Origin of the sequence: uncultured Clostridium sp. (assembly GCF_934754925.1) — a bacterium.
Classification (GTDB): domain Bacteria; phylum Bacillota; class Clostridia; order Clostridiales; family Clostridiaceae; genus Clostridium.
In genome coordinates this window covers 1-13,759 of record NZ_CAKVJA010000003.1, presented here as the reverse complement: position 1 = coordinate 13,759, position 13,759 = coordinate 1, and the positions used below count along the sequence as shown (strand labels likewise).

At 26.0% G+C, this 13,759-nt stretch carries 15 protein-coding genes and 1 pseudogene; 11 read left to right on the top strand and 5 right to left on the bottom strand.

The genetic code is table 11. The features are described 5' to 3' along the window. Positions 1–16: 16 nt before the first annotated feature. Positions 17–811 (bottom strand): N-acetylmuramoyl-L-alanine amidase, encoded by a 795-nt coding sequence (locus tag Q0G30_RS02510; RefSeq protein WP_294386071.1) that lies wholly within the window; start codon positions 809–811, stop codon positions 17–19. Positions 812–1,057: 246 nt separating this feature from the next. Between Q0G30_RS02510 and Q0G30_RS02505 the strand changes: the two genes are divergently transcribed. Next, on the top strand, positions 1,058–1,561 hold the full coding sequence (locus Q0G30_RS02505) for a DUF4358 domain-containing protein (protein WP_294386069.1): 504 nt from the start codon (positions 1,058–1,060) through the stop codon (positions 1,559–1,561). Positions 1,562–1,628: 67 nt separating this feature from the next. Here the strand turns inward: Q0G30_RS02505 and Q0G30_RS02500 are convergent, their stop codons facing one another. Both Q0G30_RS02500 and Q0G30_RS02495 read right to left on the bottom strand, forming a co-directional pair. Then, positions 1,629–1,763 carry a hypothetical protein gene (locus Q0G30_RS02500; RefSeq protein ID WP_294386066.1) on the bottom strand — a complete coding sequence of 45 codons (135 nt, stop codon included), beginning with the start codon at positions 1,761–1,763 and terminating at the stop codon, positions 1,629–1,631. A 78-nt stretch (positions 1,764–1,841) separates the two neighbouring features. Beyond that, positions 1,842–2,123: pseudogene (locus tag Q0G30_RS02495) on the bottom strand (3D domain-containing protein); the annotation flags it as partial. An 832-nt stretch (positions 2,124–2,955) separates the two neighbouring features. Here Q0G30_RS02495 and Q0G30_RS02490 point away from each other — a divergent pair. From Q0G30_RS02490 to Q0G30_RS02470, 5 genes are all read left to right on the top strand, one after another. After that, the gene (locus Q0G30_RS02490) at positions 2,956–4,023 is read left to right on the top strand and encodes a hypothetical protein (RefSeq protein WP_294386062.1); all 1,068 of its coding nucleotides are present in this window, start codon (positions 2,956–2,958) and stop codon (positions 4,021–4,023) included. Continuing rightward, on the top strand, positions 4,020–4,811 hold the full coding sequence (locus tag Q0G30_RS02485) for a TPM domain-containing protein (protein ID WP_294386057.1): 792 nt from the start codon (positions 4,020–4,022) through the stop codon (positions 4,809–4,811). The genes Q0G30_RS02490 and Q0G30_RS02485 overlap by 4 nt, the downstream gene beginning before the upstream one ends. A gap of 160 nt (positions 4,812–4,971) precedes the next feature. Then, positions 4,972–5,871 carry a DUF5685 family protein gene (locus Q0G30_RS02480; RefSeq protein WP_294386053.1) on the top strand — a complete coding sequence of 300 codons (900 nt, stop codon included), beginning with the start codon at positions 4,972–4,974 and terminating at the stop codon, positions 5,869–5,871. Between the two features lie 58 nt (positions 5,872–5,929). Next, the gene (locus Q0G30_RS02475; RefSeq protein WP_294386050.1) at positions 5,930–6,550 is read left to right on the top strand and encodes a J domain-containing protein; all 621 of its coding nucleotides are present in this window, start codon (positions 5,930–5,932) and stop codon (positions 6,548–6,550) included. 13 nt (positions 6,551–6,563) lie between these two features. Next, positions 6,564–7,106: a hypothetical protein gene (locus Q0G30_RS02470; protein WP_294386047.1), complete on the top strand. Its 543-nt coding sequence runs from the start codon at positions 6,564–6,566 to the stop codon at positions 7,104–7,106. Positions 7,107–7,154: 48 nt separating this feature from the next. Here the strand turns inward: Q0G30_RS02470 and Q0G30_RS02465 are convergent, their stop codons facing one another. After that, positions 7,155–9,056: a glutamine synthetase gene (locus Q0G30_RS02465; protein ID WP_294386283.1), complete on the bottom strand. Its 1,902-nt coding sequence runs from the start codon at positions 9,054–9,056 to the stop codon at positions 7,155–7,157. 341 nt (positions 9,057–9,397) lie between these two features. On the opposite strand from Q0G30_RS02465, the gene Q0G30_RS02460 reads away from it, so the two are divergent. Both Q0G30_RS02460 and Q0G30_RS02455 read left to right on the top strand, forming a co-directional pair. Continuing rightward, positions 9,398–9,547: a hypothetical protein gene (locus Q0G30_RS02460; RefSeq protein WP_195467845.1), complete on the top strand. Its 150-nt coding sequence runs from the start codon at positions 9,398–9,400 to the stop codon at positions 9,545–9,547. A 177-nt stretch (positions 9,548–9,724) separates the two neighbouring features. Beyond that, the gene (locus tag Q0G30_RS02455; protein ID WP_294386043.1) at positions 9,725–9,973 is read left to right on the top strand and encodes a hypothetical protein; all 249 of its coding nucleotides are present in this window, start codon (positions 9,725–9,727) and stop codon (positions 9,971–9,973) included. Between the two features lie 60 nt (positions 9,974–10,033). Here the strand turns inward: Q0G30_RS02455 and Q0G30_RS02450 are convergent, their stop codons facing one another. After that, the gene (locus Q0G30_RS02450; RefSeq protein ID WP_294386041.1) at positions 10,034–11,218 is read right to left on the bottom strand and encodes an AI-2E family transporter; all 1,185 of its coding nucleotides are present in this window, start codon (positions 11,216–11,218) and stop codon (positions 10,034–10,036) included. A 306-nt stretch (positions 11,219–11,524) separates the two neighbouring features. On the opposite strand from Q0G30_RS02450, the gene Q0G30_RS02445 reads away from it, so the two are divergent. The 3 genes from Q0G30_RS02445 to Q0G30_RS02435 form a co-directional block, all read left to right on the top strand. Next, positions 11,525–11,674 (top strand): hypothetical protein, encoded by a 150-nt coding sequence (locus Q0G30_RS02445; protein ID WP_294386038.1) that lies wholly within the window; start codon positions 11,525–11,527, stop codon positions 11,672–11,674. A 280-nt stretch (positions 11,675–11,954) separates the two neighbouring features. After that, the gene (locus Q0G30_RS02440; RefSeq protein ID WP_294386036.1) at positions 11,955–12,647 is read left to right on the top strand and encodes a TIGR01906 family membrane protein; all 693 of its coding nucleotides are present in this window, start codon (positions 11,955–11,957) and stop codon (positions 12,645–12,647) included. Between the two features lie 113 nt (positions 12,648–12,760). Continuing rightward, a partial coding sequence (locus Q0G30_RS02435; protein WP_294386034.1) for a glycosyltransferase family 2 protein occupies positions 12,761–13,759 on the top strand: 999 nt, incomplete at its 3' end.

The window sequence follows — 13,759 nt, the reverse complement described above, 5'->3', positions numbered from 1 at the left end:
TAGATTCTTTTTTCTCTTATTCATTAGTATCATCTCTATATTCAAGAATTGCTCTATAAAGTGCATTTGCACAATTATCTTGCCCAATACTTGAAGTAAGATATTTTTCATCAGAAGGATTCGTTAGAAATCCTAATTCAACTAAAGCTGATGTTGTAGAGTTTAATTCTAAAACTGCAAGCTCTTCGCCGGGAACATATGATTTTACTCCTCTATTATTAGTATAATCTAAATCTATTAGAGATTGTTGTAAATATTTTGCTAAGGTTAAACTACTATCATCAGAAGGATTATACCAGGTTTCAACCCCTAAAACATCATTAGAATCAGAGCTATAGTTACAATGAATAGACACAAAGATATCTGCATTAGATATTTTCGAGATTTTAATTCTTTCTTTTAAACTGTCATTTGCTGTTTCTATCCAATCCATAGTATCTGTTGCACGAGTATAAATAATCTTAAAACTACCATCCTCTTCTAATAACTTACCTAGTTTTAAAGAAATAGAAAGTGTAATATCTTTTTCAGCTGTACCATTTGGGCTAATTGCACCATAATCCCAATCGCCGTGACCAGGATCTATACAAACAGTATAAAGCTGTTTTTCTTCTATTTTAGGTATAGCTAAATTAAAAGCTGCAATTGTATTATTTCTATTTGACATAATGCTTATTATGGTTATTAATACAATAAATAGAGGAATTGATAAAGTTATAAGCTTAAATATTTTTTGCCTTTTTCTTTGTCGTTCATGAAGTAATTTTCGTCTTTCGGTTAAGTTAAAATTATCATTGTCTATATAAATCACCTCATTTCATAAAGGAGTCCTAAAAGTTATCTAAGTAGTAATTTTATTAATAAAATTTTTACCTTTGCTTTAAGAAGAGATTGTGTTTCTTAATATAAGTATAATTAAAATAGAATGAATTGTAAATAAATGGAAATAAATAAAATTAAAAAAATTTTAAATCTTGGGAACAATTTAAATAACAAGATAGTCTAATAAGAGGACAAGAAAATTGATATAGCAAAAGAATAAAGTGAGGTTACAATAATGAAAAAAATATTAGTAAGTACATTAATAGCAGTTATGATTGGAGCAACATTAACTGGGTGTGGAAATAAAAATTCAGGAAATTCTTCATCAGTGGAACAAAGTACACAACAAACAAATTCAGTATCAGCAAAAGAAATAGTTGAAAAGTTAAATGAGAAAGAATATGTGAGAGCTGCTGCTGAAATTGATGATACTATGGCATCAGAAATTTATCATTTAAATTTAGATGATATAGAAGATTACGGAATATTAGACACTCAAATATCTCCAGGGCCAGGATTTATTATGGTTGTAAAAGCAAAGGAAGGTAAAGTAGATGAGGTAAAAGCTTCAGTAGAGCAAGTTTTACAAGATAAAATAGGAAGTGCTTTTTATCCAGAAGAACAAGAAGTTTCTGAAAGTGCAGAAGTAAAGGTTGATGGAAATTTAGTTTCATTATTTATAGTAAATAGTGACGTATCAGCAGATGCACAAGCAACTTACGAAAAATTAATAAAATAGTTAAATTAAAAAAAGGGAGTATATTGAAATTAATATACTCCTTTGTATTTTATACAATAAAGTTATTCTACCAATATAGATTTTTAACTTTACCACACTTCTTACAAGTCAACTTTTCATAATAGCCACCTTTAAAGCAAATATTTCTTACTATTTCAGAATTGTATTTATGTATACAAAAAGTAAATTTAGGTATTAACAAACTGAACCCTCCTAATTAAAATAAAAAGCATTACTTTAATTAGTATGAACAATAGTAAATGAATTATTACTATTAATTTTACCATTCACCTGGATATGACAGGACATATAGAGTGATATTTTGTCTACCCCAATTAGTACATTCATTTTCAGAATTTAAAAATAAATCAACTCTATTTCCTTTAATAGCTCCACCGGTATCAGCAGCAATAGCTTCACCATATCCTGGTATATAAACTTTTGAACCTAAAGGAATTATTGATGGATCTACAGCAATAGTACTAAGTCCTTCAGGATTGCGAACTGGGGTAATACCGGTAGCAGTAGTAGTATCTCCAGTATATGCAGTAGCTTCCATTGTATAAATAGCTTTATATGAATTGTCAGATTCTTTAGTTTCAGATACGGTTTCAGATTTTACATTAGCTTCTGATTTTGTGTTATCAGCTTTTTCGTTAATTTGTTTTTCTTTCACCTTTTTATTATAGATAGACACATCTTTCATTATGTTATCAGCTGTAGAAGTAAATTCAATATTTACATTAGTATTAGTAGTAATGTCATTAATAATTATATCGTTATTAGAGTTAATTAATATAGCATTACCATTATTAGTTGAATCATTATCTGAATTTGTTTGATTATTATCATTATGTTTTTCTAAATAACTAACATTAACAACTTTTTTACTTGAATTATTTAAAACACTTGCTTGTGCATAAAACTCATTTATACCGAATATTAATAGTGCAAGTGAAGTTGTTAAAATAAAAATTTTCTTAAACAGAAAATACACCTCCAAGATTGTAAATTTAATTCCTTCGTTCTGCAACTAGTTTATACTATATATCAAAAATACTGTCAAATTAGTCTGGAAAAATAGAACAAGGGTTGTATTTCCAAAGGTCAACTGGATAATTACGGAAAAATGCTCTTAGCACTTATAAATAAAGAATTTAAATCACATTAATAAATAAAAGTCAAGAAAAATAAAATGTATAAATATGGGCAAATAGCCTTAAATATTATAATAGAGTAAATTAAAATTTTGATAAAAATATATAGACAAATTAAAAAAATGTGTTCCATTAAAATTAAGTTTTTAAATATGAAATATAATTGGTATTTTAAATAATATTTTAAAATATATGGTATAATTTTATAAATAAGAAATATTAAATAGGGGGAAAAAAATGACTGCTGTTACCTATAAATGTCCAAATTGTGGAGCAGAGATTAAATTTAATCCAGAAGTACAAAAAGGTAAATGTGATTTTTGTTTAAGTGAGTTTACTATAGATGAAATAGAAAGATTGAATACCTTAGATAATGAACATATAAATAAGGAAAACTTAGACTATACTTATAATAAAGAATGGGATAATATTGATGAAAAAACTAGGATTTATTCATGTCCAAGGTGTGGGGCAGAGGTAGTAGTAGATAATAATACTACAGCTACATTTTGTTGTTATTGCCATGGACCTGTTGTTTTAAGTGATAAGTTTAATGGAGAATTTAAGCCTTCTAAGGTTATTCCATTTAAAATAGATAAAGATAAGGCTATTGAAAATTTTATGAAGTGGAGTAAAAAGAAATGGTTTTTACCTAATGAATTTTATTCATCCAAACAATTAGAAAAAATAACAGGTATTTATATTCCTTTCTGGATAGTTGATTCTGATGTAACTGGACAAATGAGTGCAAGAGGTAAAAAAATTACAACATGGGTGAGTGGAGATTATAAATATACTAAAACAGATATATATAATATTTATAGAGAAGCAAATTTAAGCTTTAAAAATGTGCCTAGCAATGCATCAAGTAAAATGGATGATAAGATTATGGAAAGTATAGAGCCATATGATTCTAAAGGATTTCAAGAGTTTTCTATTGCTTATTTACCAGGTTTCTTTTCGGAAAAATATGATAAAACAAAAGATGAGGTTTTGCCATTAATAGAAAAGAAAATAAAGTTAGGAACTAATGATATATTAAGAAGTTCAATAAGTGGATATTCAACTGTTGATGTTATAGGAACTAAGGAAAGCTTTAATAAAACTTCTTGCAATTATGCATTAATGCCTGTATGGATGATGACATATAGTTCAGGAAGTAGTAATTATATTTTTGCTATGAATGGACAGACGGGGAAAATTTTTGGGTCATTACCTGTATCTAAGGGGAAAATATTTATATTATTTTTATTTGTTTTTATTATTGTATTTTTATTAGTATTTATAGGAGGTATGATTATATGAATAGTTTAAATAGGAAGTATATACCTTTTATTAGTACATTAATTTTTATATTATCCATTAGTTTTATGGTTAAGGCTAATGTGAATCCTGTAGTTGATGACGCAAACCTTTTATCACAGAATGAAAGAAATCAGTTAATAGAGAATATTGAAAAATTTAGAGAAAAATATAGTATGGATGCGGTTATAGTTACCTCTAATGATTTGAAAGGAAAAACTCCTAGAGATTATGCAGATGATTATTATGATTATAATGGCTATGGATTAGGTAATAATAATAGTGGATTATTATTATTAATAGACATGAGTGATAGAAAAATTTGGATTTCTACTAGTGGAGATGCAATAGAATATTTTACTGATAATAGGATAGATTCTATTGTTAGTGATATAAGTAAGTATTTGAGTAATGAAGAGTATTTTGATGGATGTAATATATTCTTAACAGATATACAATATTATATGGAGAGTGGAATACCAGAAGATCAATATACCTATAGTGAAGAAGAGAATAATATAAAGGTAGTATTAATTGCTTTAGCGGCTGCAACTATAGTAGCAAGTTTAGTGTGTATAGTTGTAGTTAATTCTTATAAAAATACAAAATCAATTTCTAGTATAAATTATGTAGATAATAATTCTATAGTATTCACCAGAAGAAGGGATACTTTTGTAAATACATTCACTACTAAAAGAAAAATTGAAAAAAATAATTCAAGTAGTGGTGGAAGTTCTACCCATAATTCTAGCAGTGGAAATACTCACGGCGGTGGTGGTGGAAGTTTTTAAGTTTAGAATAGCTCTTTAAAATTAGGTTTTAAAGAGTTATTTTTATTTTATAGATAGATAATGAATAATAAATAAAATATAAATAGTAAAAATTGATTAATATTTGTAAATAAATTATACTAAATCTATATATAAATAACATATATAAGGGAGTGATTATTTGTTTGGTTATGTGACTCCGCTTAAACCTGAACTTAAAATAAGAGAATATGAAATGTTTAGAGGATATTACTGTGGAGTATGTATGCATATTAAAGATAATTTTGGAAATATTCCGAGGTTAGCATTAAATTATGATATGGCCTTTTTAGGATTACTTTTAGATGCTTTACATAGCGAAGAGCCTAATATTCAATTTAAAAGGTGTATGGCTCATCCATTAAAAAATAAGCCTATGATTATAAATAATAAAGCATTAGAATATACAGCGGCTATGAATGTTTCATTAGTATATTATAAGTTAATAGATGATGTAAATGATGATAGAAGTTTGAAAAGTAAACTTGAAAGTGCTGCATTAGCTCCATATAAACAAAAATTTAACAGAAATGTTACTATTATTAATGATATAATAGAAGAAAATTTAAATATGCTATCTAATTTAGAAAAAACTAAAGAATTTTCATCAATAGATGAAATTTCTCACCCTTTTAGTTTGATAGTAGCTAAAATTCTAGAATTATATCCTGAGAGGGTTGATGATGATTGTAATGAGTTAAGATATCAACTTTATGACTTAGGCTATGCCCTTGGGAAATGGATTTATTTAATAGATGCGTTAGATGACTTAAAGGAAGATATAGAAAAAAATAAATTTAATCCAATAAACTATTTATATAATAAAGATAATAAAAGTTATGAAGAATTATTAGAAGAAATTAAACCAAGAATGGAATTTATAATTTTAAATTGTGGATATAACTGTAAGTATTCATTAGATAAATTACCTTTAAAGAGAAATAAAGCTATTTTAGAAAATATAATTAATTTGGGTATGATGGATAAATATGAAAAAATAATAAGTAATTGTAATTGCAAGAATAAAAAAACTAAATATTAATATATATTTAAGATTTATAAATTATGATGATAGCAGAGGATAAAAGGAGTGTATTAAAATGAATCCCTATGAAGTATTAGGAGTGAAGCCTGGGGCTTCTCAAGAAGAAATAAAATCAGCCTATAGAAAGTTAGTAAAACAATATCATCCAGATCAATATGCTGATAATCCACTTAAGGATTTAGCACAGGAAAAATTAGCAGAAATAAATAAAGCTTATGATATGTTAAAGAATGGTGGAGAAAATTCAAGTTATAATTCTTCATCAAATAAATATAATTCTAGTTATAATAATGGATCTAATTCATACAGTAGTAACACAGCTATTTATGCAGAAGTGAGAAGTCTTATTCAGATGAGAAGTATAACTGCGGCAGAAGCAAAGCTTAATATCATAAAGCAAAGAGATGCAGAATGGTATTACTTATATGGAAATGTTATGATGGCAAAGGGCTGGTTTGAATCAGCTTATAACAATATACAAAGAGCATGTTCTATGGATCCCAATAATTTTGAGTATAGGCAAGCGTTAAATCAATTACAATCAAGAGGAAGAGGATACGGTCAAACATATAGAACTTCAACTGGAAATATGGATGCTTGTGATTGTTGCATGAATTTATGGTGTTTAGATTCATTATGCCAATGTTTTGGTGGGGATCTTATAGGCTGCTGCTAATAGGGGGAATTTTATGAAGGCGAGGGATATAGCTCTTGGTGGAATTTTAGTTGCATTAACTGCTATAGTGTTATATGCAACATCAATATTACCAATAAGTACATTAGCAATATTAACAATTGCATCTGCTATAATACCAATATGTATTATAAGAAGTAATATTCAGACATCTATTTTTGTGTATATATCATCTAGTTTAATTTCTTTTTTCTTAGTTCCAATTAATATATCGTTTTTATATTTTATATTTTTTGGAGTATACGGAATAATTAAGTACTTTATAGAAAAAATAAGAAAAGAAAAATTAGAAATAATGCTTAAGATTATATTTTTTAACATAGTATTTATAATTGGATTTATAATAATGCAAAATGTTTTGGGTGTAAATATAATAGCTGGATTAGAAGTGTTAATGTCTAAATTTTTTAATGATTCAGCAAGAACTATTGCACTGATAATATTATGGATAGTAGCACAACCAGTTTTCCTAATCTATGATTATGCAATGACTATGATTATTACATTCTATATGGAGAGAATACATAAAAATATATAGAATAATAATAAAAAAATGAACTGCTAAAAGTAGCAGTTCATTTTTTTGCTAAATATCTAATAAATTCTTCTTATATGAAGAGTATAGATGTCTTAATAAACTCATTTTATCTTCTAATTCTAAATAAAGATCAGAAGCAAGTGATAAATTATCATCATTAATTGCATCTTTAAGTCTTGTGAAAAGACTCTTAGTAGAATTAGTATCTTTCATTATATAAAGTCTTAATTCATGAATTCTCATCCAGTTAGTTAAATCTAAATCAAGAGCTTTATTTACATCATGAAGAGCTTTTGAAGCTCTTATCTCAGCAGTGAATTTATTTACTATTCTATGAGATATTTCCATTTTCCATCTTTGAATAGTAGCCATTCTAAAGCTATTAATAAGTTGATCAGTTAATACACCATTTCTCTTTAAAACCTCTACCTTTTCAGGATATTTATCTAAGGCACTAATATTTTCATAAATTGTAGCTGGTGCTTTACTAAAATATTTATTTCTTTCTTCTTCAGTGAAATCTTCAAATACATCTTCTTCAGCTCTATATTTTCTATCTCTTTCTAAGTAATCTGCCTCTTCGCCATATTCTTTAGAAAGTTCAGCTAGTAGTTCATCATCAGTTTTATTATTATTTACAGCATAAAGAATACCATCAAGCATAGACATGTAGCATACAGCTATAGTTATATATGCATTTGAATGTGGGTTTGGAGATCTTAACTCAAATCTTGTAGCTAGAGGATTAGCTAAGTCTCTAATAAGCCCTACAAGTATAGATCTATTTCTAGATGGATTACTTGGTGATAATCCAAGAGAAGTAACTATACAAACTGGAGCTTCAAATCCAGGCTTTAATCTTTTTAAAGAATTATTAGTTGAAGAAATAAATGGATTCATAACTTCATAGTTCTTAAGAAGACCCATTAATGAACCATACCCAATAACACTTAAGAAGTGATCTTTTGTAGTATGGAATAAGTTTATTCTCTTACCGTTCTTAAGTTTTAAACTAATTCCTAAATGAACGTGCATACCAGAACCAGCCACACCATCAATAGGTTTAGCCATGAATGTAACATCTAATCCATATCTTCTATAAGTTTCTTGTACTAATATTTTTATAAATAATTCATTATCAGCAGCTTGAACTGCATCAGAATATTTCCAGTCAACTTCAATTTGCTCCATTACATGATTAAAGTTACCAGAAGAGTCTAGTTTAGCTCTAACCCCACCAACTTCTTTATGACCCATTTCAGGTTCAAAGCCATAAGCTTCCATTAATAATAAGCTTTCTTCTAATGCTGTACGAACTTTACCCTTGGTTCTTGTCCAATATTGTTCATGAAGTACTTGAGAAGTAGACAACTCTTCAAGTTCAGCATCGGTATTTGGGGTTTTAACCCAAAATTCTAATTCTGTAGCAGAAGTTATAACTATTTCATCAATATCATCTTTATTTATATTATAAATATCTAACACTTCAGGATTTGTTTCAAATATATTCCATAAGTTATCTTTAAAAGTTTTAACTGCATTATTTAAAATGTTTCTTGAATCTACAGGTTTATTATCATGATATAAGAAACAAGGGATCCTTAAAGTACCTACAGGTTTATTTGTTGAATAATCAATAAAATCATAGTTATAATCAACAAACCACTTACAGTTTAAGTCAGCAACCATATCTACTTTTGCATTATTTAATGTAGCAATTCCAGGTAAAACAACTGATGAACCATCTGTTTGCACTGCAACACCATGAAGGAATGAATCTAAGTCATCTAAAAATAAGTTTATTGGAATTTTTTCATCAGTATCATTTCCAGAAAGATCAACACCAACAAATGATACAAATTTTATTTCTGGATGGGCATACAGAAGTTCTCTTACTTGCTCATTTGTATGATTTTCTTTAGGTATAGTGTAAAGTAAATTATCAATCATAAGCTTTAATTTCGTAATATCTATATAATATTTACGAAATAAGTTCACATCCTCTCATTTAAAAGTCGAATAATAATAAGGATAAGAAGAAAAATATTCGCAATTTCCTTATAGTGATTTTATTACAAATTTGATAAATATGTCAATATATTTATTGTTTAAATTGTAATAAAATATCACAATTTTTCATAAATTATTCCTATTTACAAATTATAACACACTTTTAAAAATTTGATAAACATATATTTAAAAAAGTTAACTACTATAATTGCATAATAATATTTAAATGATTAATAATAAAAATATATAAATATAGTTTTAACAATAAGAGGAGATTTATTATGAATAACGTTGTATGTCCTAACTGTGGAGAAATAATTTTTGAGGAACCAGGTTGTGAGGCTAATGGAATTATAACTTGTGATAGCTGTAAAGAACAAATTAAATGGAAATGTGATGGTAAGAAAACAATAACTAAAATAGGAAATTAAAATATTAATTTAAAATCTCACGTCTAAGTGAGATTTTTATTTTTTTTATAAAAAAAGGAAGTGGCATAGAAAAATATGGAATAATATGGTAAAATAGTATTGTAGTATACGTTTTAATTAGTAGTTTATATATAGTAAATAAAAAATAGGGATAAATAATAAAGGAGATGGGGGAAAATGAATAATTGCAAAGAAAGGATTAAGAAAGAAATATATGGAATAGTAATTACGTTAGTGGTAATGCTAGTTAGTAGTCTTCTTTCTAAGAGTTATTTAAATAATTATTTTGATGTAATATTATATACAGGTGTATTTTTGGTTATTGGTGGATTCTTATATTCCATTATTAATATTGATAACATAAAGATAGGGCAAACAGTAATTATAGGGGGAATAGCTACTATGCTTCTAAGTTGTGTAGTATAAATTTTATTAAGTAAAATAAAAAAGTCTGAAAACAGACTTTTTTTATTTTATAATAAATATCTAATTTTCTGGTAAGTTTGAATTTGTGTATTCTTCATACCATTTATTAAATAAAACTCTAATAGAAGCTGCTACTGGAACTGCAAGTAACATTCCAAGTAGGCCACCTATATTACCACCTATTATAATTGCCATCATAGTAAAGACGGCATGAAGACCAACACTATTTCCAACAATTTTAGGTGCTAATAAATTATTATCAATTTGTTGAACAATGAGCATAGCAATAATAGCGTAAATAACTTTAATAGGTCTACCACTCAATAGTCCCATAATTGCAGCTAGAAGTGTACCAACTAAAGGTCCAACATAAGGAATCATATTGCAAATACCTGCAATAAGGCCTATTACAATAGCATAATCTATGCCAACTAGAGATAAAGCTATTGCTGATAATGCACCAACAAAAAATGCCTCTAACAATTGACCTCGAATAAATTTTGAAAATACGTCATGTACTAGCCTAAATATTTCTTCAATTTTATTTCCAACACGGCTTTCTCTAAAAATTAAATAATATAATTTTTTCCACAATCTAATAAAGTATTCAGAATCCTTAAGAATATAAATACTTATAATAATTGCTACAAAGAATGAAGCAATACTACTTCCGATAGACATAATATTAGAAGTCATAGCTCCAAAATTAATCATAATATATTTTTGAAGAGAATCAACTATTTGAATTATATATGGTTGTAAGGTATCAATGAATGGTATATTAAGGTTTTTTAAAGTATTTTCTATTGTGGAAGTAGAAAATGAATTAGTACTCAAGTATGAAGATATATCCGATATTATATTTGTTATTGTTGTATTTTTTGATAGCTGACCACCAATCATGAAATAAATACCCCAAAGTAAAGAAAGTACAATTCCAATTATTGAAACATAAGATAATACAATAGCTATTACTCTTCTAGTAGATTTATTTTTTATTTGGTATAGGTTATTTGTTTTAAGAAAATTTTCTATAAACTTTGTTAATGGATATAGTAGGTAAGCAATAATTATAGCAATAATCAGGGGTTTAATTAGATGTAATCCAGCCCTGATAATATTAAATATAGTAGTAAAAATTTTACCTATATTAAACATAATAGTTAAAGATAAATAAATAGCAATAGCTGTTAAAGTAATGTATATTGAGTACTTTAATAGTTTTTTATCAAAATGTATTTTCAATTATCTCACCGCCTTAAGATTAAAGTAAATTAAGTATATTATAACATAAATTTGAATTATTTCATGGGTTATATTAGTTAAAAATAAGCTTTTAAAATTTATAAAATAGTATAAAAGTAGAAAAGGAGAGTAAAGAAAATAGAAGAATAAATATTTAAAATATAGAATAATTATAATTATTAGAATTTTTCTGAAAATATACTAAGTTTTAAAGAGGAAGGATAATATAGGAATATTTTAATTAATAAAAATATATAATAAATATAAATTACGAAGTATTAATTAAAAGGTAGGGAGGAATTCAAAGTGGAAAATATTTATTCACAAATTGATGTTAACGCTTACGTAGCAAAATATATCGATGAAACTGGTTGTAATTTAAATGAGGCTTGTGAGGAGCTAGGAATTGATCCGTCAAAGGTGTTTACAGTTTCTTCAGAAGATGATGAAGTATAATAAATAAAAGTAATCAATAAATAAAACTGATTCAAAGTAATATTTAGAAGTTATAAGTATAAATTAAATTTTTAAATATTACTTTAAATCAGTATTTTTATTATTAAAGTGAGGGGATTAAGTATAAGTAATTTTTAGGAAGTATAAAATAGATAAATTTAATATTAATATAAATAGTAACTTTATTAAAAATAAGGTTACTATTTTTTTGTGAATAATACTTATTATATTACAGATAAGTTTAAATATGTTAAAATAATATATAGTTAAAGGAGGAGTTATGGGAAAGGTTAATGTTAAAAAGGGGTATTTAAATAATGTTTTAAAAATACTAATGGGTATATTTACTGCAATATCAATTATAGCAGTTTCCACAATAATAGCATTGAATTTTAAATTTATATATAAATTTATTATAGATAAGTATGATTTAATTAATATTACTGGGGTTACAAGAGAAAACTTAATTATTGACTATAGTGGATTAATAAATTATCTTCAGAATCCATTTATAAAATCATTAAAATTTAAAAGTTTTGCTATGAGTTCTTCTGGCGAGATACATTTCTATGAAGTTAAAAGAATTTTTATTTTGTTAATTATTATAGCTTTAATTTTTATAGTAGGTAATTTGATTTATATTATTGTTTGTAAGCTTAAAGGATATAAATATTTTAGTAGAGCAATTATAGGAAATCTTAATTTAGGAGCAAATATTTTAATTATGTTTTTTATAACATTAGTAGCGGCATATATTATAGATTTTTCGAAGGCATTTATAATATTTCATAAGATATTTTTTAAAAATGATTATTGGATATTTGATGAAAAGATAGATCCTATAATAAATGCGTTACCTGAGGATTTATTTATGATATATGGAGCTATAATATTAGGTATAATTATAATATCAGCTATAACTATTAAAGTTATAAATAAAAAATTTTTAAAGGAAAAATTATCAAAGCATTAGACTCAGAGAAAGCTTTTTACTTAGAATTAAATAATTAAATAGTAATGCACATGTTTTAATAAGATTTCTTATTATAATATGTGTATTAATTTTTATTTTATTGAAGGAGATACATGGAGAGAAAGGTTTCTTTAAGTTTATGTATGATTGTGAAGGATGAAGCAAAAACCCTTGAAAGATGCTTAAATTCAGTGAAATCATTTATAAATGAAATTATAATAGTAGATACAGGTTCTAAGGATGAAACAAAGATAATTGCATCAAGATTTAATGCTAAAATATATGATTTTAAATGGATAAATGATTTTTCGGCAGCAAGAAACTTTGCATTTAGTAAAGCAACGAGTGATTATATAATGTGGTTAGATGGTGATGATTATATCAATGATGACGATATTAGAAAAATAAAATTACTTTTAGAAAATATGGATGATAGTTATGATTATGTAAGTGCAGAATATATACTAGCTAGAAATAATGAGGGTAAGGTGACTACATCGTTAAGAAGAAATAGAATAGTTAAAAGAAAATGTAGATTTATTTGGATAGGAAATGTTCATGAATATCTAGAGGTTTATGGTAAAGGTCTTGAAGGAGATTTTGCTATTGAACATGGTAAAATTAAAGAGTATACAGATAGAAATCTTCAAATATTTAAAGACATGGAGAAAAACAACAAAAAATTTACTCCAAGAGATATGTATTATTATGCTAATGAATTATTTGACAATAAATATTATAATGAGGCCATAGAACAATATAGAAAGTTTATAAATACTAAGCAAGGATGGATAGAGGATGTAAAGGGTGCATATTTAAAGATTATAAGTGCATTAAATATAATAAATAAAAAGGATAAAATACCTGATATTGCATTTGAATCCTTTAAGATAGATACGCCCACAGCAGAAATTGCATGTAGTTTGGGAGAGTATTATATTGAAAAAAAGAATTTTAAACAAGCAGCATTTTGGTATAGAGTGGCATTAGATTCAAGGCCAGATAGTTATAATATGGCTATTTCAAATAGTGATTATTATACATGGATACCAAGCTTACAGTTATGTGTTTGCTATTATAATCTAGGTCAAATAAAATGTTCATATTTCTTT